10 protein-coding genes and 1 pseudogene are annotated in these 18,801 nt (G+C 66.2%); 8 read left to right on the forward strand and 3 right to left on the reverse strand.

The features are described 5' to 3' along the window. Nucleotides 1-18 precede the first annotated feature (18 nt). From J7367_RS00410 to J7367_RS00440, 7 genes are all read left to right on the forward strand, one after another. Nucleotides 19-2,055 (forward strand): methyl-accepting chemotaxis protein, encoded by a 2,037-nt coding sequence (locus J7367_RS00410; RefSeq protein WP_007967140.1) that lies wholly within the window; start codon nucleotides 19-21, stop codon nucleotides 2,053-2,055. A 113-nt stretch (nucleotides 2,056-2,168) separates the two neighbouring features. After that, nucleotides 2,169-9,395 carry an Hpt domain-containing protein gene (locus tag J7367_RS00415; RefSeq protein WP_057660125.1) on the forward strand — a complete coding sequence of 2,409 codons (7,227 nt, stop codon included), beginning with the start codon at nucleotides 2,169-2,171 and terminating at the stop codon, nucleotides 9,393-9,395. A gap of 7 nt (nucleotides 9,396-9,402) precedes the next feature. Further along, nucleotides 9,403-10,590: a chemotaxis protein CheB gene (locus tag J7367_RS00420; RefSeq protein WP_007967134.1), complete on the forward strand. Its 1,188-nt coding sequence runs from the start codon at nucleotides 9,403-9,405 to the stop codon at nucleotides 10,588-10,590. A gap of 33 nt (nucleotides 10,591-10,623) precedes the next feature. Then, nucleotides 10,624-11,100 (forward strand): chemotaxis protein CheW, encoded by a 477-nt coding sequence (locus tag J7367_RS00425; RefSeq protein ID WP_003482475.1) that lies wholly within the window; start codon nucleotides 10,624-10,626, stop codon nucleotides 11,098-11,100. A gap of 231 nt (nucleotides 11,101-11,331) precedes the next feature. Further along, nucleotides 11,332-11,955, forward strand: coding sequence for a GNAT family N-acetyltransferase (locus J7367_RS00430; RefSeq protein WP_022558751.1), 624 nt, complete (start codon nucleotides 11,332-11,334; stop codon nucleotides 11,953-11,955). A gap of 408 nt (nucleotides 11,956-12,363) precedes the next feature. Continuing rightward, nucleotides 12,364-13,428 carry a N(4)-(beta-N-acetylglucosaminyl)-L-asparaginase gene (locus J7367_RS00435; protein ID WP_057660127.1) on the forward strand — a complete coding sequence of 355 codons (1,065 nt, stop codon included), beginning with the start codon at nucleotides 12,364-12,366 and terminating at the stop codon, nucleotides 13,426-13,428. Continuing rightward, the gene (locus tag J7367_RS00440; RefSeq protein WP_007969838.1) at nucleotides 13,425-14,156 is read left to right on the forward strand and encodes a copper homeostasis protein CutC; all 732 of its coding nucleotides are present in this window, start codon (nucleotides 13,425-13,427) and stop codon (nucleotides 14,154-14,156) included. The genes J7367_RS00435 and J7367_RS00440 overlap by 4 nt, the downstream gene beginning before the upstream one ends. 102 nt (nucleotides 14,157-14,258) lie before the next feature. Here J7367_RS00440 and xopL read toward each other — a convergent pair. Both xopL and J7367_RS00450 read right to left on the reverse strand, forming a co-directional pair. After that, nucleotides 14,259-15,998: pseudogene (gene xopL / locus J7367_RS00445) on the reverse strand (type III secretion system leucine-rich repeat domain-containing effector XopL). A 355-nt stretch (nucleotides 15,999-16,353) separates the two neighbouring features. Then, entirely contained in the window at nucleotides 16,354-17,517 is a 1,164-nt protein-coding gene (locus tag J7367_RS00450; RefSeq protein WP_057660130.1) for a sialidase family protein, read from the reverse strand. 461 nt (nucleotides 17,518-17,978) lie between these two features. Between J7367_RS00450 and J7367_RS00455 the strand changes: the two genes are divergently transcribed. Beyond that, on the forward strand, nucleotides 17,979-18,308 hold the full coding sequence (locus J7367_RS00455) for a RebB family R body protein (RefSeq protein ID WP_007968024.1): 330 nt from the start codon (nucleotides 17,979-17,981) through the stop codon (nucleotides 18,306-18,308). A gap of 57 nt (nucleotides 18,309-18,365) precedes the next feature. Here the strand turns inward: J7367_RS00455 and J7367_RS00460 are convergent, their stop codons facing one another. Beyond that, nucleotides 18,366-18,566 carry a hypothetical protein gene (locus J7367_RS00460; protein WP_057660131.1) on the reverse strand — a complete coding sequence of 67 codons (201 nt, stop codon included), beginning with the start codon at nucleotides 18,564-18,566 and terminating at the stop codon, nucleotides 18,366-18,368. Between the last annotated feature and the right edge of the window lie 235 nt (nucleotides 18,567-18,801).

Below are 18,801 nucleotides of genomic sequence, written 5' to 3' on the forward strand. Positions count from 1 at the left end.
ACAGATCGAGGTCGAACCATGAGTACCGCCCCGGACGCCCGCAAGACCAACAAGCTCGGCAGCGTCAGCACCAGCTTCTGGCTCGGCTTGCTGGTGTTGTCGATGATCGTGTTTGGCGCCAACACCGGCGTCGCGACTTGGCAGGGCAGTCGCCTTGCCGGTGCCGGCACCGGTGCGGCCGACTTGCAGGTGCTCTCGCAGCAGCTGGCCAACCAGGGCCGCGAAGCGGTGTCCGGCGACGCCAAGGCCTTTGCCGCATTCAAGGAAACCAAGGGCCGCATCGACGGCACGGTCAGCGAGCTGGATGGCCGTTACGGCCAGGAAAGCTCGATCGCCAGCTCGATGGCGCAACTCAAGGCGACCTGGGTGCCGCTGAGCAAAAACGCCGATCAGGTCATCGCCAGCGAACCGGCGGTGCTCGGTCTGGCCGGCAACGCCGAACGCTTCTCCGGCAGCGTGCCGCAGTTGCAGGCGCAGTTGAACGAGGTGGTGCGCGCGATGACGGTCAGCGGCGCGCCTGCCTCGCAGATCTACAACACGCTGCAGCAGGTGGTGGTCGCCGGCACCATGGCACGCCGGGTCACTGAAATGCGCGCCGGTGGCGCCAATGCAGCCGCCTCGGGCGACGCACTGGCACGCGACTCGGTGGTGTTCACGCAGATGCTCGAAGGCCTGCGCACAGGCAACGAAGAACTCGGCATCGCCGCGGTGCGCAACCCGGCCGCGTTGTCGGCGCTGGAGCAGTCGCAGGCGCAGTGGACGACGATGAAGAAAGACGTCGACGCCATCCTCGCCAGCTCGCGCAACCTGTTCGCCGCACAGTCCTCGGCCGCCGCACTGACGGCAGGCTCCGGCAAGATGCTCGAAGACAGCAAGAAGCTGTTCGATGCATTCTCGGCGTTCGGTTCGGTGCGTGATACGCGCGTGTTCCCGAACTTCTGGCTGGGCGTGGTGTCCGGCTTGGTCGCGCTGCTGGCGATCATCGGCTTCGTGTGGAGCTCGGTGCGCGTGCGGACCCGCGAGCAGGACGTGCGCTACCAGTCGCAGGTGGAATTCAACAGCCGCAACCAGCAGGCGATTATGCGGTTGCTGGACGAAATCAGCTCGCTCGGTGAGGGCGACCTGACCGTGAAAGCCTCGGTCACCGAGGACATGACCGGCGCCATCGCGGACGCGATCAATTACGCCGTGGACGAACTGCGCCACCTGGTGACCACCATCAACGACACCTCCGCCAAGGTGGCCGTGTCGACCCAGGAAACCCAGGCCACGGCCATGCAACTGGCCGAAGCGGCCGGCCAGCAGGCCAACCAGATCACGACCGCCTCCGAGCGCATCAGCGAAATCGCTGCCAGCATCGAACAGGTGTCGCGCAACTCCACCGAGTCGGCCGAAGTGGCGCAGCGCTCGGTGGTCATCGCCGCCGAAGGTGCCGGCGTGGTGCGCGAGACGATTCAGGGCATGGACCAGATCCGTGACCAGATCCAGGAAACCTCCAAGCGCATCAAGCGGCTGGGCGAATCCTCGCAGGAGATCGGCTCGATCGTGGAGCTGATCAACGACATTTCCGAGCAGACCAACATCCTGGCGCTCAACGCCGCGGTGCAGGCAGCGTCGGCCGGCGAAGCCGGTCGCGGTTTCGCGGTGGTGGCCGACGAAGTGCAGCGCCTGGCAGAACGCACTTCCAGTGCGACCCGACGCATCGAAGGTCTGGTGCAGACCATTCAGGCCGATACCAACGAAGCGGTCAGTTCGATGGAACAGACCACGTCCGAAGTGGTGTCCGGTGCGCGCCTGGCCGAAGACGCCGGCACCGCGCTGACCGAAATCGAGCGCGTGTCCAACGCCTTGAACAACCTGATTAAGAACATTTCCATCGCTGCGCACCAGCAGTCGGCCGCAGCGACGGATATCACACAGACCATGGGCGTGATCCGACAGATCACCAGCCAGACATCGCAGGGTGCGGAGCAGACGGCCGAATCGATCGGTAACCTGGCTCAGCTCGCTGCCGATCTGCGCCGTTCGGTCGCCGACTTCAAGCTGCCGGCGTGACCACGACGCGGAACGGGAAAGGATCAGCAGATGGCGCGTAGTAGCGTTACGTCGATGCAGGAAGTGACCGGTTGCCGCGCTGGCGGCGAGTCGGTCGTAGTCAGGGGGCTGCAATGAGTGCGCTTCGCGATGCGATGAGTCACGCCGCACTGGGCTGGGTCAAGCCAGAGCTGGACGAGACGTTGCGCCAGGCGCGCAACGAGATCGAATACTTTGCCGAAGAACCCTCCGACACCAGTCGGATGCGGTTCTGCGCCGGCTACCTGCACCAGGTGCAGGGCACGCTGCGCATGGTCGAGTTGTATGCGCCGGCGATGGTGGCCGAAGAGCTCGAGCTGCTGGCCCAGGCCGTGCAGGCGGGCGAGGTCGCCGACCGCGATGAAGCCTGCGCGATGCTGATGCGCGGCACCGTGCTGCTGCCCGATTACCTGGAGCGCTTGCAGAACGGGCACCGCGACATTCCGATCGTGTTGCTGCCGCTGCTCAATGAGATCCGCGCCACCCGTGGCCAGCCAGGTCTGAGCGAAAGCGTGCTGTTCGCGTTCGACCCGCAGGCCGGTGTTGCCACCGAGGCCGAGCTGGATCATGCGCGTGGCAGTCTGAGCGGGCGCAATCGCGAACTGCTCGACACCGTCGGCAATGCGGTCAAGGAAGAATTGTTGCGCGTCAAGGACGCGCTGGACCTGCATCTGCGCACCGGCGGCGAGATCGCCGAGCTGCAGACCCAGGTCAACGACCTGGGCAGCGTTGCCGACACCCTCGGCATGATGGGCCTGGGCGTGGCGCGCAGCGTCGTCGTGCAGCAGCGCGATGCGTTGGCGCGCGTAGTCGATGGCCAGACCCAGATGGACGAAAGCGTGCTGCTGGATATTGCCGGCGCGCTGCTGTACGTGGATGCATCGCTGGACGATCAGGTGGCCAGCCTCGGCGCCGACCCGGGCGACGGCACCGAAGTCAGCAACAGTGCCAACTCCTCGGAAGTGCGCCGCACGGTCGATGTGCTGGCGCAAGAGGCGATCGCCAACTTCGGCGCGGCGCGCGAACATTTCGTCGCCTTCATCGAAACCAACTGGGACCATGCGCGTCTGGCTGAGGTACCGCACCTGCTCGGCGAAGTCGGCGGTGCGTTGCGCATCCTCGAGCTGCCGCAGGCCGCCGATTATCTGGAAGGCGTGCGTCGCTACGTCGATCTGGAATTGATCGGCAAGCAGCGCGTGCCCAGCGGGCGCCAGCTGGACACCCTGGCCGATGCGATGGCCAGCCTGGAGTACTACCTGGAAGCCTTGCGCGAACGCCGTCCCGGCCGCGAAGAGATTCTGGACATCACCCGTAACAGCCTGGAGACGCTGCGTTACTGGCCGCTGCCGTCGGGCCAGCCGTCCGATTTGCCGGTCGGCGCGGACCAGCCAGGCAGCGCCGCCGAGCCGCAGCCGGCGGCCGCCCCGCCGTTGCAGCACGCAGACGCGCCGCAGGCCGCCAACGATGCGGCGTCTTTGCCGTCGCTGGAATGGGCGAACGAAACCGTGGTCGAGACGCCGTTCGCTGCCAGCGTGGTGCACGACACCGGCGCTGCCGCGACCGATACGGTGTTCTCGTTCGACCCGGTAGCCGCCGAAGAAACCGTGTCCGGCCAGTCGCACGTGCCGTTCACCGTGGCGCCGCTGGATCTTTCGGACGACGGCGCGCAGGCGCCCGGTGACTGGCACCTGGAAACCACCGAGCAGGCCGCGCCGATCGCCACCTCTGCGTTCGACCCGGTATCGGCCGAGCAGGATGGCAACGAAACCGCGCAGGTCAGTTACACGGTGGATCTGAGCGCTCTGGAGCAGGAGCACGCCGCCGAGCCGGTGGTTGCCGAGGACGCGCCGCTGCAGATCCAGCAGATCGACCTGCCGGGCGACGACGATCAGACCGACGCACCGTTGGATTTCATCGCCGAGAACGCAACGCGTCGTGCGCAGACCAGCATCGAAGACGCTTTCTCGCCGCCCCCGAGTCCGCCGCAGGAATTGGACGACCCGTTCGTCGAGCCGGCACAGGAGCCGCAGGACGTCCCGTCCGAAGCAGCATCCGAGCCGGTCGCTCCACGCGTGCAACAGGCGGTGGTCAGCGAATTCGAGCTGGACGACGCGTCCGCTGCGTTCCTGGCCCAGCTCGATGCAGCGGCCGCGCAGTTCGACGTGGAGCGCCCGCAGGCACCGACCTTGGCAGCCGATGCGCAACCTGCGCAGGCAAGCTCTGAACCGGTATCCAGCGAACGTGCCCAGGAGGCTGCCGACACCGGCATTTTCGGCGGTTTTGGCGACAGCGATATCGACGACGATATCCGCGACGTGTTCCTGGAAGAATTCGACGAAGAATTGGTCAACCTGGGGCAGCTGTTGCCGGTGTGGCGCGCCGCGCCCACTAACCCGGAAACCCTGCGCCCGATCCGCCGTGTCTTCCATACCCTGAAGGGCAGTGGGCGCCTGGTCGGTGCCAGCGTACTCGGCGAGTTCAGCTGGAAGATCGAGAGCATGCTCAACCGCGTGCTCGATAATTCGCGGCCCGCCAGCCCGGCGGTCGTGTCAATGGTCGAACTGGCCTATGCGGTGTTGCCGCAATTCAACGCCGCGCTGCGCGACCAGGGCCGCATCAGCGCCGATCTGCATGAAATTCAGGGCATCGCCGAGCGCGTTGCTGCTGGCGAAGAGGTCTACTACGTGCCCGCAGCTGCGGCACCGGTGGCCGACGCCGTTGCGATTCCGGTCGCAACCGCAGGCGTGTTTGCCGCCAGCGGCGGAACCCCGGCTTCGGTGGACAGCGTGCTGCGCGAGATCCTGGAAGCCGAGGTCGCCACGCATCTGGACACGGTCAACGGGTGGCTGCAGGCCAGCCAGGCCGAGCCGCAGTTGGCGACCGAAGAATTGCTGCGCGCAGTGCACACGATGAGTGGCGCGTTCGCCATGACCGACGTGCCGGAAATCACCTTGGTGACGACGCCGGCCGAAAGCTACGTCAAGCGATTGCTGGCCGCCTCGGTCACGCCGTCGGCGGACGGGCTCGAAGCGCTCACCGCCACCGCTGCTGCGATTGCCGCCACGGTGACAGCGCTACGCGCCGATGCGCCGTTGATTCCGTCGTTCGCACCGTTGACCGAACGCTTGCGCGCGCTGGTGGACACCTTGCCGGAAGCGCAGTGGCCGCCGCAGGCGTTCCTGGACGAGTTGGACGATGTCGACGCCCCGGGCGCCACGGCGGACGGCAGCGATGCCTCGGTCGAACTGACCGGTGCGCAGGATCTGTCGCAGTACCTGGATGCCGGCGCGCTGCCGTCCGACGCGCCCGCATCGACGCAGGATGCCGAAGACGGGCAGCCGCAGCCGGACGACGCGCCGATTGCGGTGGACGAGCTGGCCGAGGCCGAGGCCGAGCATGATTCGGCACTCGCACTGGACGCGCCTGCACCGCATGCAGTGGACAACGCCGGCCATGCCGCCGTGCATGAAGATGTCCACGCCTCTGCCGAGTCTGTGCCCGCATCGAGCGACGACGCGCTGGTACCGGTTGCCGCAACCGGGCAGCTTGCCGAGTCGCTGCACGGCGATACCGCGCCAGACGAAGAGGCAGAACGAACCCCATCGCAGGGCATCGACGCACACGACGTGCCGGCCGACGAGCCGCTGGTCGAAGCCGAGGCCTGGGACGCCACCGAACTGCAGCATGCGCAGACCGCACCGCACGCTCACGTTCCGGGCGAGCACGTGGCAGAGCACGGTGAGGCATCTGCTGAGGTTGTCTCCAGCGAGCACGACGCCGACGCGACCACCACGCATGCCGACGGCATTGCGGTAGACGAGTTGGCCGATGCAGAAGCTGCGTTGGGCGATGCGCAGACGCTGGCAGCAGCCGATGCCGAGCAGGCAGTGGACGCGCAGGCACAGCATGTGCCCGCGCACGACGATCAGGTTGCAGCTGGCGCTGACGAAGCGGTCGAGAGCATCGAAGCGCTGGAGGCGGTGCACGCCGACGCTGCGTTGGCTGATGAGGCCAATGCAACGACTGCGGAAGACTGGACCCCGGAAACCGCAGCGCTCGATAGCGCGCCGTCCGATCAGCCTGGCCACGAACACGCCGACACGCAGGAACACGCGGGCGAGCAGCCGGCAGACGAGTTGGCGCAGCACGGCGATGCGGCACGGTTGCATGGCGGCGAGCCGTATGCGGGCCAAGACCGACCTCTGGAAGAAGCGGCGCAGCTGGGCGACCACGCAGAGGCGGAAGCGCAGACGTCTTCGAATCGGCAGATGGATTCGGGCGATGGCGCGTCTGCCGATGCGCAGCAGCACGTCCACGAGCAGGTGCCGTCTGACCAGTACGTCGAGGCCGGCGAGCAGCTGCAAACGCACGCGCATTTCGATGAACATGCGGGCGACGCCGAGCACGCGACCGATCACGAGCGCATCGAGACCGCGCATTCCGAAGCGCAGCACGCCGAAGCCGAGCATGTGGCTGCCGAGCAGGCCGAAGCAGAGCATTCTGAAGCAGAGCACGCAGACGCCGACCGTGTTGACGCCGCGCAGGCCGATGCCGACGTCCTGCCCGATCACACCGTCGAATCGGTGCAGGCATTCGAAATGGCGCATGCGGCCGATCAGGTGGAAGAGGCGGGCGATCCGCAATCGGACACTGCGCCGGAGCTGCACGACACGCAGACTGCCACCTCCGACGACGCGGCGCAGGCCGACGCGCAGGCCGCACTCGATGCGTTTGACGTGGTCGATCACGCCGATCACGCCGAGCGCGCAGAACAGTTCGAAAGCGCAGAACACGCAGCGCACGCCGAACAAGCGGAAGCCAGCGACCAAGCCGGTGCCGATCAGCATGCCGAAGACTCCGCAGATCAGCACGCAACCGACCGCAGCGCCGACGAGCTGGAAGACACCGCTGCCGCTGCGTTCAGCGCCCCGGTCGAAGATGCGGCGCGTGCCGGTACGGCCAGCAACGATATCGGCGCGGCATTCGATGCCGGCCCGCTGAACTTCGATCAACTCGACGGCGAGCTGGTCGACATCTTCGTCGAAGAAGGTCGCGACCTGCTGGACCATTGCGACGGCCTGATCGCCCGCATGCGCGAAGTGCCGGGAGACCGCGATGTCCTCAACGGACTGCAACGCGATCTGCACACGCTCAAGGGCGGTGCGCGCATGGCCGGCATCAACGCCATCGGCGATCTCGGTCACGCGATCGAATCGCTGCTCGAAGCCGTGGCGGCCAACCGCACCGACATCGATCGCGACGACGTGCGTCTGTTCGAGCGGGGCTTCGACCGCCTGCATCAGTTGCTGACCCGCACCGGCATGCACCGTGCGGTGACGATGCCGACCGATCTGGTGGAAGCCTTCGAAACCCGTACCCGTGGCCGCAATGCCGCAGCGCCCAGCGACGCCGATGTCCGCGCGATCGCCAAGGCGTCGGTGGAGCCGGCGCCGCTGTCCGCTCCGGTTCCGGTGGAGGGCCAGGCCGAAGAAGACTTCCTGCCGCGCGCGCAGCAGGAGCAGGTGCGCGTGCGCGCGGACCTGCTCGACCGCCTGGTCAACCACGCCGGCGAAGTGGCGATCTACCGCTCGCGCCTGGAACAGCAGCTGGGCGCGTTCCGTGGCGCCATGGGCGAACTGGATCGCACCAACGCCCGTCTGCGCGATCAGTTGCGACGTCTGGATCTGGAAACCGAAGCGCAGATCGTCGCGCGTTATCAGCGCGAACAGGACCAGGGCGATCGCACCTTCGATCCGCTGGAACTGGACCGCTTCTCCACCCTGCAGCAGCTCAGCCGTGCGTTGAACGAATCGGCGGCCGACTTGGGCGGCTTGCAGGGCGTGCTGGAAGATCTGTCGCGTCAGTACGACGGCTTGCTGCAACAGCAGTCGCGCGTCAGCTCCGAACTGCAGGACGGCCTGATGCGCGCGCGCATGGTGCCGTTCGACGGTCTGGTGCCGCGTTTGCGTCGTGTGGTGCGTCAGGCGGCCAGCGACACCGGCAAGCAGGTGCATCTGGTGCTGGAAGGCACCCAGGGCGAACTGGATCGCAACGTGCTCGATCGCATGGTCGCGCCGCTGGAACACATGCTGCGCAACTCGGTGGCGCACGGGCTGGAAACGCCCGAGCAACGCCGCGACGCAGGCAAGCCGGAAGAAGGCAGCATTGCGATCCGTCTGCGCCGCGAAGGTTCGGAAATCGTGCTGGAAGTGGCCGACGACGGCGCCGGCCTGGACCGCGAGGCGATCCGTCGCCGCGGCGAAGAGCGCGGCCTGATCGAACCGGGCCAGGAGCTGAGCGAGGCCGAACTCGATAACCTGATTTTCGCCTCCGGCTTCAGCACCTCCGAGCAGGTCAGCCAGTTGGCCGGCCGTGGCGTGGGCATGGACGTGGTGCGCAACGAAGTGCGTCAGCTCGGCGGCTCGGTGGATATCCACTCGGTACGCGGACAGGGCGCCACCTTCACCTTGCGTCTGCCGCAAACGCTTGCGGTCACCCAGGCGGTGTTTGTCCGCATCGGCGAAACGACGTTCGCGGTGCCGGTGGGTTCGGTCAGCGGTATCGGCCGCATCTCGCGCACCCGTTACGAGTCGGGCGAGGGCGGGTATCACTACGCCGGCGAAGAGTACGTGCTGCACGACCTCGGCTCGTTGGTCGGCCAGCCCGCCGCGCGTGCCGATGGCCAGGCGCAGGTGCCGTTGCTGTTGGTGCGTGCGGGCGACCTGCGTGCCGCGGTGGCCATCGATCAGGTGCTGGGCAACCGCGAAGTCGTGGTGAAGCCGGTGGGCCTGCAGATCGCCTCGGTGCCGGGCATCTACGGCGCCACCATCACCGGCGATGGCCGCGTGGTGGTGATCCTGGACGTCGCCCCGCTGGTCCGTCGTTTCCTGGCCCAGCCGGCGCGTCCGTCGCTGGAAACCCAGGCCGAAGCGCAGCGCCAGGTGCCGTTGGTGATGGTGGTCGACGATTCGCTGACCATGCGCAAGGTCACCAGCCGCGTGCTGGAACGCCACAACCTGGACGTGTCCACCGCGCGCGACGGTGTCGAGGCGCTGGAACTGCTCGAAGAGCGCGTGCCCGACCTGATGCTGCTGGATATCGAAATGCCGCGCATGGACGGCTACGAGTTGGCGACCGCGATGCGTGCCGACCCGCGCTTCAAGGCGGTGCCGATCGTGATGATCACCTCGCGCAGTGGCGAGAAGCATCGCCAGCGCGCCTTCGAGATCGGCGTGCAGCGTTACCTGGGCAAGCCCTACCAAGAGTTGGATCTGATGCGAAACGTGTATGACCTGCTGGGGATCGCCCGTGTCCGAGACTAATGGCGCAATGGGAACTCCGGTTGCTTTGCTGGGCCGTCCCGGTCAGGCGCGCGAGCGTCTGCGCGAAGCGCTTGGCCTGGCCGGTGCGCAGGTGGTGCTGGAAGACGAGCCAGCGGCGGTCGACGTGCAGATGCTGCGCGACGCCGAGCCGGTGGCGGTGCTGGTCGCACTCGAACCGTCCATCGAAGACGCGCTCGAAGCGCTGGAGCCGGCCTTCAACATGCCTGGCGTCACCGTGATCTTCGACGAGGCCGAACTGACGGTACGTCGCGAAGGCTGGGAAGCGCAGCGCTGGGTGCGCCATCTGGCCGCCAAACTGCACGGCCATGCCGACGTGCTACCGCCTGGCACCGAGAGCGAGCCGTCGCTGCAGCCCGAGCCGGGTCTGGCGCTGGTCGCGCACCAGCACTCGGACCTGCAGCTGGACCAACACCTGGAAGCGGCCGCGCATGCGTTCGACAGCGTGCCTGGCGATGCCTTGTTCGCGCACGCCTCCATGCAGGAGGCGGCACCGGTCGCTGTGGAAAAGCCGGGTCCGACGCTGGGCGATTCCAGTACCTGGGGCCTGGTGGACGAGGTGGCCGTGGTGGTGCGCCCGCGCGCCGAACCCGATGTGGCGGCCCTGTCCACCGGCGGCTTGTCGCTGGTGGATCTGGAGCACAGCGGCAGCGTCACCGGCGCAGTGCTGGTCGTCGCTGGCATCGGTGGGCCGGATGCGATCCGTCGCCTGCTGGCCGCATTGCCGTCGGAATTCCCGCGCGCGGTGCTGGTGCGCATGACCCTGGACGGCGGCCAGTACGGCAACCTGGTGCGGCAGATGGGGCGCGTGTCTGCGTTGCCGGTCGAACTGGGTGAACCGGGACAGGTGGTCGCACCGGGCAAGGTCTATGTGCTCTCCGACGAGGTCGGCGTGCAACAGCATGCCGGCGCGCTGGCGTTCGTGGCACCGGCCGATCCGGCCGGGCTGATCCCGGCGCTGCCGCCGGCCGACAGCGCGGTGCTGATGCTCAGCGGTGCCAACGAGGCGCTGGTGGAGGCATCGCTGGCATTGGCCGAGCAAGGCGGCTGGTTGGCCGGGCAATCCACCGATGGCTGTTACGACCCCGCCGCCGCGGCGCGTCTGGCGCGGCAAGGCATTCTGACCGGCGACCCCGCGCAGTTGGCGCAGGCGCTGGCACAGCGTTGGCCGGCATAAGCCGGGCGCTCCCTTTCGAATCGGAATCATGCGATGAGCTACGCCAATAACGACGAAATCCGCGGCGTCCTGATCCAGGCCGGTAGCGAGCGCGTGCTGCTGCCGAACGCGACGGTGGCCGAGGTGATGTCGCGTGTGGCGGTCGAGCCGCTACCCGACATGCCGCGCTGGGTGGTCGGACGCATCGACTGGTACGGCTGGAAGGTGCCGCTGCTGTCGTTCGCGCGCCTCAGCGGCATGGGCGAAGAGCCCACCGCGGTCAACAACAAGGTCATCGTGTTGAAGGCATTGGGCGGCAACCCGGCGTTGCCGTATTTCGCGCTGCTGACTGCCTCGTTCCCGCAGCTGATTTCGGTGCCGCGCGATGGCCTGCTGGCCGATGCCTCGGAAGATGCGCTGCCCGACGGTGTGCACATGCGCGTGTTGCTGGGCGAGCAAAGCGCGCTGTTGCCGAACCTGGACGCCATCGAAGCGCAGGTCGGCCAGGCGCTTGCGGTCGCTGCGGCCTGAGAGCGGGCGGCACACCTGCTGTGCTCGCTATCAGGCGGGTGCAGTCGCATCGCGCAGTGGATGGCGCCATGTTCCGGGCGATACGCAGTGAGGGTGTTGCTGACAGTCGGGCGCTCCATCTCGTGCATCGGACGACGCACGGCTATGGAGACGGCTTGCGGAGCATGATCGTATGCATCAGCCGGATGCACCTCGCAGCAAGATGACATGCAGGGTTGAGGCGCGGCCGTCATGAGTCTTCCGCGATTTGCGCCGATCCGCCGCGCCGATGGCGTGGTGCTTTGCGATCTGGCCGTTGTCGATGCGGCCGCAATGGCCGACTACCACTCGCGTAACCGCGTCCATCTGGCCGATGCGATGCCGCTGCGGCCGCCCGCGTTCTACACCGTCGAGGGTTGGCGCCGCCTGTGCATGGCATACCGCAGCGCGATGCCTGGCGAGCGTGAGGTGCAACTGGTCTTGTTGCAGGGCGAGCAGGTGATCGGCACCACTGGGTTTACCCAGATCCAGCGTGGCGCGTTCCAGGCGTGCCACATGGGCTATGGCCTGGACGCGGCGCAGCAGGGACGCGGCTTGATCCAGTGGGCAGCCACGCAAGGAATTGCCTTTGCCTTTGGCCCACTCGGCCTGCATCGGGTGATGGCGCAATACGTGCCGGAGAATCTGCGCAGTGCGCGTGTGCTGCAGCGGCTGGGTTTTCAGATCGAAGGTTATGCGCGGCGCTATCTGCAGTTGAATGGCCACTGGCGCGATCATGTGCTCACCAGCAGGTTGCGCGACGACGGCACCCTTGGCGAAGGCACGGTGGACGGTCAGCCGCTTTCAGGTCACAGCGCCCGAGAGCTCGATCCGTAGTGCATCGGTGGCCAGATTGCTGTCCTGCGCAAGCGCGATCTGCGTTGGCCAGCCAGGTTATGTGAGCTGATGGCGCCACTGTCTCGCCCAGGTCTGCACGGCCGCTGCAGTCGGCGTGGCCGCCATGATGCGGAGCGTGATCGGTGTCTGCGTGCTCCCGGAAACAGCGTGGTCCGTCAGCCAACCGCTTGGCGATGTGGAACGTTTCAGCAACGGCGGTGCATTGCGGGGCAAGCGCGCCGTGATCCATGCCTGTCGCGAGCGCGCCGCTCCCAGCCAGGCAAGGGTTGTGCACGGATCCGCATACGACAACGCCGCAATAAGGTTTATCCGCACGCCACGCTGTCGCATGATGGAAAGCTGGTACCGCACTGTGCGGCCGCTCGTTTCCGTCATGGAGTCATCCGCATGCTTCAACGCCGTCACTTCCTCAAGAGCGCCACGCTAGGCGCGATTGCGTCCGGGTTGGCCGGCTGGGGCGCCCGCGCGCAAGCCGCGGCAGGCGCCACGCCAGGCATGCGGCCGACGGCGCTGCCGCGTGGTGCGGCGCGGGTGATCTCCACCTGGGACTTCGGCGTCGCCGCCAATCAGGAAGCCTGGAAAATTCTCAGCAGCGGAGGTATCGCGCTGGATGCGGTGGAGGCCGGCGTGCGTGTGCCGGAAGCGGACCCGAACAATCCCACCGTCGGCCTGGGCGGTTATCCGGACCGCGATGGCCGGGTAACGCTGGACGCCTGCATCATGGATCACCTGGGCAATTGCGGCGCGGTGGCATCGCTGGAAGACGTGGTGCACGCCATTTCGGTGGCGCGTGCGGTGATGGAGAAAACGCCGCACGTGATGTTGGTGGGCGATGGTGCGCGTCAGTTCGCCTTCGAACAGGGCTTTCCGAAGACCACGCTGTTGACCCCAAGCTCGGAAGCGGCCTGGAAAGAGTGGTTGAAGACCTCGAAGTATTCGCCCGAAGCCAATGTCGAAAACCGCGCCTGGCGCGATGCCCAGTTGCCCGGCGGCAAGGACAATCACGACACCATCGGCATGCTGGCGCTGGATACGCACGGCAATCTATCCGGTGCATGCACCACCAGCGGCATGGCGTGGAAGATGCACGGCCGCGTGGGCGACAGCCCGATCATCGGCGCGGGCCTGTACGTGGACAACGAAGTGGGCGGGGCGACCTCGACGGGTGTGGGCGAGGAGGTGATCCGGAATGTCGGCAGTTTCGCGGTGGTGGAAATGATGCGGCAGGGCAAATCGCCCGCCGATGCCTGTCGCGAGGTGGTGATGCGGCTGATCCGCCGCAAGCCGGAATTGACGCGCACATTGCAGGTCGGCTTTCTGGCCATGAACAAGCGCGGCGAAGTGGGTGCGTTCGCGATCCAGAAGGGCTTCAGTTACGCGGTGTGCGATGCGCAGCGGCAGGATCTGCTGGTGCCTGGCGAAAGCCACTACACCAGCGAGCCGGCGGCATGAGCGCGTTGGGGTTGGAAGTGGCTGCCGATTCGGTGGCCTCGGCATTGGCCGCGCAAGCAGGCGGTGCGATGCGCGTGGAGCTGTGCGGTGGGCTGGATGGCGGCGGGCTGACGCCGTCGTTCGGCACGTTGGCAGTGGTGCGCGAGCGTTTGCGGATTCCGCTGTATGTGCTGATTCGTCCGCGCGTGGGCGACTTCGTGTTCGACGCCGCCGAAGTCGAGGTGATGCGCCGCGATGTGGAGCAGTGCGTGCGGCTTGGATGCGATGGCGTGGTCCTTGGCGCACTGGACCGGCATGGGCAGGTCGATCTGGCGACGATGCGCGTGTTGCTGCAGGCGGCGGGGTCGTTGGGGGTGACGTTTCATCGTGCGATCGATGTCAGTGCCGACCCGTCGCGTGTGCTGGAGGATGCGATTACGCTGGGGTGCGAGCGGGTGCTGACCTCGGGCGCGCGTGCGAGTGCGCTAGAGGGCATCGACACCATCGCCGCGTTGGTGCGCCAGGCAGCCGGGCGCATCGGCATCATGCCCGGTGCCGGGCTTTCTGAGCACAACATCCGCACCCTACGGCAGCACACCGGCGCCCACGAATTCCATGCGTCGGCGCGTGGCGTGATCGCCGCCCAGGTGCCGTCGCCGCACCCGTATGTCCACGATCTGGGCGGAGACTACCAGCGGACCGATACCGCGCGGGTACAACGGATGGTGGACGCGTTGCAGCAAGCGTGAAACACGCGCAACGCCCCGTTCGACCAGGAAGGCGCCGCCTGACTTGCGCAGGCACGACAACGGCGATGCTCGCTTGGCCGCTGCGCCCGTCGCCTTTGCCATCTACTGATGGCCTGAAGGTTCCGGGCTTGTTGGCTGTTCGTCGTCAGAGTCGTCGCTGACCTGTTCTGGAATGTGCACAGCGAACTCGGGAAAGCGCGCGCGATCCTGCGGGTGTGCGTTGACGATCAGCTCGCGGGTCTTCCACATCTGCACTGCCTTGGCCAGCGTCGCTGCGTCGAGCGGGCTTCCTTAGTGGTAAACGAACTGCCCGAGATGATCGACGACGCCCAGGTGCGCGCGCTTCTGCGCCTTCCAGTTGCTGACTTCCGTGTAGTGGCGGCTGAGGCCTTCCTCGCTCCGGTCTTCGATTCTGGGGGAGGGGCCTGCCATGTCGTTCACCCGTTGCAGGAAGTGGCTATCCCTGCTTTCTTGCAGCATTTTCTGCAATACCGGAATCTCGCCGAAGGTGGTGGGGATGTCGGGCGGGCGCTTTTCTGGAAGATAGGATGGAGCACCTTCCAGAAAGGGATTTCTTTCCTCATCAATGACCGTGCTCAGCATGGCCTGTGCGGTGTCTTCGATGCGTTCGAGCGCAACCTTGTTCAGTTCGAGCGCAACCGCACGGAGCAGTTCGGTGGTGCTGGTCGCCGAAGAGGATGCCCTGGCGCGATTGCGGGCACCAGGGGCCGAGAGAACTGGGCCGGTCGGGCCAGTCCGCTCTGGTTCGGCGGTTCGCGCAACCGGACGATGCTGGTCGAGTTGCGCTTGTAGATGCGGCGGCACGAGGATGATGCAGTTGGCAGGTAATCCGGCGATCAACGAGGGCAGTCTGGAGAGATTGACGCAGCCTCGCAGATCGAGTTATTCCAGCTGCGTCAGGCGGTGAATGTCCAGCGGCAGCGTGCGCAGGTTGCTGCAGTCCTTCAGACTCAGTCGCTTCAATGGCGCACTGCCGCCGAAAATCGGCGGATAGTTGCGCAGCGCCGTGCAGCCCTGCAGATCAAGTTCCTCCAGCTTTGGCAGATGATGGATGGCCGGGGCAAGGGCGGACAGCGGCGAATTGCGTACCTGTAGCCTTTTCAGGTTTTGCAGGCTGGTGATGGAAGCCGGAAGCGATGTGATCCCGGTTTCTACCAACTGCAGGCTCTGCAGGTTGACCAAGCCCTCGTGCTCGCCGGATGCATTGGTGCTCGCCAGGTGCTCGGGAAGTTCCGTCAGTTCCGGGCAGGCGCGGATGGAGAGCTCGCGTAATCGGCTGAGGCTTGCGATGGACGCAGGTAGCGAGCGAAGCGGATTGCGCGCAAGCGTCAGTGTTTCCAGGCCAGCAAATTGCTGCATGGTGTCCGGGAGCTCCATCAACCCCGCCGCGTCGATCGTCATGTGCTGCAGATGAGAAAGACGGAATGCCTGGTCGGGAAATTGCGGAAGGGGAACTGAGCGCAGTTCCAGCGCGACCCGCCCCGGTGCGGTTGCGTCCTCCAGCATGTCGGCGGTTGCCTTCAGCGCCCGGTCTGTTCGTGTCTCGACCTGCGGGTTGTTGCTGTTGGCCTGGCGCCACGCGCTGTGCCAGCGGTTGCGATCTGCGCTGTAGTGTCGTTGCCATTGCGACAGGACGTCGCGGTACGGGCGAAGCGCTGTGGAGCGCCGTAATGGTGAAGCGCCCACGGTCGGCGGCATACGGGGGCGCACCGGCTGCAAGCGTTGCGAATCGGTGGTGACGGAGTGGAAGCGAGAGCGCTCCATGGCGCTGAGCTGTGGCAATTGCGGCGTCTGCGCAGGATGTCCAGCCGCCTCGTTCATCCGCGCGGCGCTGCCGGATCCGCGGTCGGGAAGAGTGCGAGCGGATGGGGTTGGCCGGCGAGAGGTCTCGGCAGCGGCAGGCGATGCTGGCGGACGCCCGGACCGCTCACCAGGCACATATCGGGTCAGGCCGCCGAGCATGCCGGTAGGGCGCTCGGGCGCGGGGTGTGCGGGTGGGACAGCCCGCACGGGCGCATCTGCATCGGATGCATTCTGCTCCCGCAGTCCTACCGGCATGCCCGGCGGGCGGGGTTGATCGACGCGTCGCATCGCATTCCTCGTCTTGGCTGTCGCTCGATGACGATGATCGGCATGCAACGCTATGGGCGAATTCCGAGGGGCGAAGCCGTCGTCATCATGACGAAGGATCGGCGGCGTGGCCGCATGCCGTTGTGCAGCGCTCAGGCAGCGTTGCGGGGGCGAGCGCCTGGCAGGAGGGGCTGCACGCGCCGAACCGCGCGGGATCGAGCACCACATGCCTGATCCGTCGGCGCTTCCAGGTGTAGCTGACATGCACCAACCCATCGCGGGTCTGGATCACCGCCGGATAGGAAAATTCATCACGGGCGCTGTCTTCCAGGGTCAGCACGCGTTGCCAGTGCACGCCATCGTTGGAGACGGCAACGGCCAGGGTGCCGCGGCCGTCCCACCAGTCCTTGCCGGCGATGGCCGGGTTGTAGACCAGTAACGCACGACCGTCGCGCAGCACCACCGCGTCGGTGCCGGAGTTCGGGTTTTCCACCTCCAGCAAGTGCATGGGCTGCCAATGCAGGCCGCCATCGAGTGAGAACGTGCTGAAAAGCTTGTTTTGCTGGCTGCGGCCCAATGCCTGCAGTCGGCCATCCGGATACAGCAGCAGGCTGGGCTGGATCGCGCCGATCGCCTTCGCATCGTTGAGCGGCATGCCGCGTTGCCAGTGCACGCCGTCGTCGTCGCTCCATTCCAGATGCGCGCGCCAGCCGTGGTCTTCGCTGCTGCTGGGCGCCAGGATGCGACCGTTCGGTAATTGCACCGGCTTGTTCTTGATCGGCCCCAGAATGCCGTCGGCCAACCGCTGCGGTGGCGACCAGTGCACGCCATCGTCAGTGGAGAGCAGACGCAGCCCCCACCATTGGCGCGGATTGGGTCCGAGCTTGTAGTACAGCTGCACCGGCCCGGTGGCCGATTGGAACAACACCGGATTCCATGCCGGCACTGCAGTGCCATCGACGCCGGCGTGTGCGCCATCGGCGATACGGCGTGGGGTCTGCCATTGCTGCGGGCCGCGCCGAGCGAGCCAGATGCCGACATCGGCCGCACCTTCGTGCTCACCGCCGAACCAGGCGGCCAGCAGATGACCATCGCGCGTTTCCAGCAAGGTGGAGGCGTGAGCCTGCGGCGTGGGAGCCGGGTCGGCGATGAACTCGCTGAGCACGATCGGCGAAGGCGACGACGCAGGCGATTGCGCCTGTGCGACAACCGCACCCAGGCTTGCGGCAAGGCTCGCAACGAGACGGCTCAGCAGGCGTGGCGGATGCATCGTGGTCCAGTCCTGTGCCAGGTTTAAAGAGACCTCTTTATTATCTCTTAAATACCACGTGTGCCGTCCGTCGAGGCGGCTTGGTCGACGTGCATCGCCAGACACACAGCGATGTGGCCGCGCTGCTCCGGCTGCTATCAGCTGGTGGCACCTGGCCTGACCCTGGCGCGACTGTGTACGCGGCCATCGTGCAGCATTGCCGCGGTAAAGCCTTCATTGCAGCGATTACTCGGCAGCATTGCACCCGCGCGTACGATCACACCGATGTTGCGACGCGCGCTGAAGCGTGGCGATGCGAGGGTCGAGTTGTGCGCGCGCCGGCCGCTATCGGGATGGCACAGCGCGCGTGGTGTGGCGGGTTGCCGGCAGCGATGCGGGGAACATAACCGCGATGCGTTCTCAGCGCCGATGGGCCTACACAACACAGACCGCCGTGCATCCATTCACTCAGGAGTGCATTGATGGCTTTTCCAACCACCCTCGATCCGCAGATTACCGATGCCGTCACCCAGACCAACGTCAAGGTCGTTGGCGAAGCGCCAGCGGTTGCAATGAGTTCGATTTACCAGAGCATGGCCCATTCGAGCGACATCCTGTTTCAGAATGCGGTCGCTGCACAACAGCAGCAAAACACCTTGGCGCAGGCGGCCACCAATCAGGGCGTGATCCAGACCTACGGTGTCGATACGGGCGCTTGCGCGGCAGATGTCGAGAAAGTTGCGCAAGGCGGTGCCGCAGACAATCCGAACAGTCTGCTGACCGTGCTCAGGTCGTTCGACACTGCAAAGTAACCGCCTCTGGCGACAGCGTCATGGCTGTCGCCACGCGTGCTCGCGCAAACGCGTCGCTCAGGCGGCGTTGTCGTCGCGCATTTGCGGCGGCAGCAGCGTCTGCGGCTTCTTGGCCGATTCGGTCTGGCACAGGAACGTCATCAGGTGTGCGGCTTCGGCACTGCCCATGTGCTTGCTGTGGATCTGCTCGGCGAAGGCGTTTTGGGTGTGCTCGGCAACGGCGGAAACGGACTCTTGTGCAACGGTAGACGACGACATGCAACGCTCCTGGAACCTGCAATCAAGCCGTCTACGTCGCAAGCAAGCGCATCCGTAACGGAGTCAGCCGGTGATATTGCCTGGAATCTGTGCCGTCCGATACCTCGACGGTATGCGGCGGCGCAGCGGCACCGGACGTTCTGATAACGGCGGCTGCGGCCAGGTCTAAAGCGCCATCGGCTGAAATCTGCTCTGGCGGTTATGTTTGATTGCGCAATAGGGCTGAAGGCGATGG

The organism is Xanthomonas sp. D-36-1 (genome assembly GCF_017746155.1).
Lineage (GTDB): Bacteria > Pseudomonadota > Gammaproteobacteria > Xanthomonadales > Xanthomonadaceae > Xanthomonas > Xanthomonas cissicola.

Excerpts from the sequence above, each read along its gene's own strand:
- J7367_RS00410 (WP_007967140.1), top strand. The coding sequence starts at position 19 with ATGAGTACCGCCCCGGACGCCCGCAAGACCAACAAGCTCGGCAGCGTC.
- J7367_RS00415 (WP_057660125.1), top strand. The coding sequence starts at position 2,169 with ATGAGTGCGCTTCGCGATGCGATGAGTCACGCCGCACTGGGCTGGGTC.
- J7367_RS00420 (WP_007967134.1), top strand. The coding sequence starts at position 9,403 with ATGGGAACTCCGGTTGCTTTGCTGGGCCGTCCCGGTCAGGCGCGCGAG.
- J7367_RS00425 (WP_003482475.1), top strand. The coding sequence starts at position 10,624 with ATGAGCTACGCCAATAACGACGAAATCCGCGGCGTCCTGATCCAGGCC.
- J7367_RS00430 (WP_022558751.1), top strand. The coding sequence starts at position 11,332 with ATGAGTCTTCCGCGATTTGCGCCGATCCGCCGCGCCGATGGCGTGGTG.
- J7367_RS00435 (WP_057660127.1), top strand. The coding sequence starts at position 12,364 with ATGCTTCAACGCCGTCACTTCCTCAAGAGCGCCACGCTAGGCGCGATT.
- J7367_RS00440 (WP_007969838.1), top strand. The coding sequence starts at position 13,425 with ATGAGCGCGTTGGGGTTGGAAGTGGCTGCCGATTCGGTGGCCTCGGCA.
- J7367_RS00450 (WP_057660130.1), bottom strand. The coding sequence starts at position 17,517 with ATGCATCCGCCACGCCTGCTGAGCCGTCTCGTTGCGAGCCTTGCCGCA.
- J7367_RS00455 (WP_007968024.1), top strand. The coding sequence starts at position 17,979 with ATGGCTTTTCCAACCACCCTCGATCCGCAGATTACCGATGCCGTCACC.
- J7367_RS00460 (WP_057660131.1), bottom strand. The coding sequence starts at position 18,566 with ATGTCGTCGTCTACCGTTGCACAAGAGTCCGTTTCCGCCGTTGCCGAG.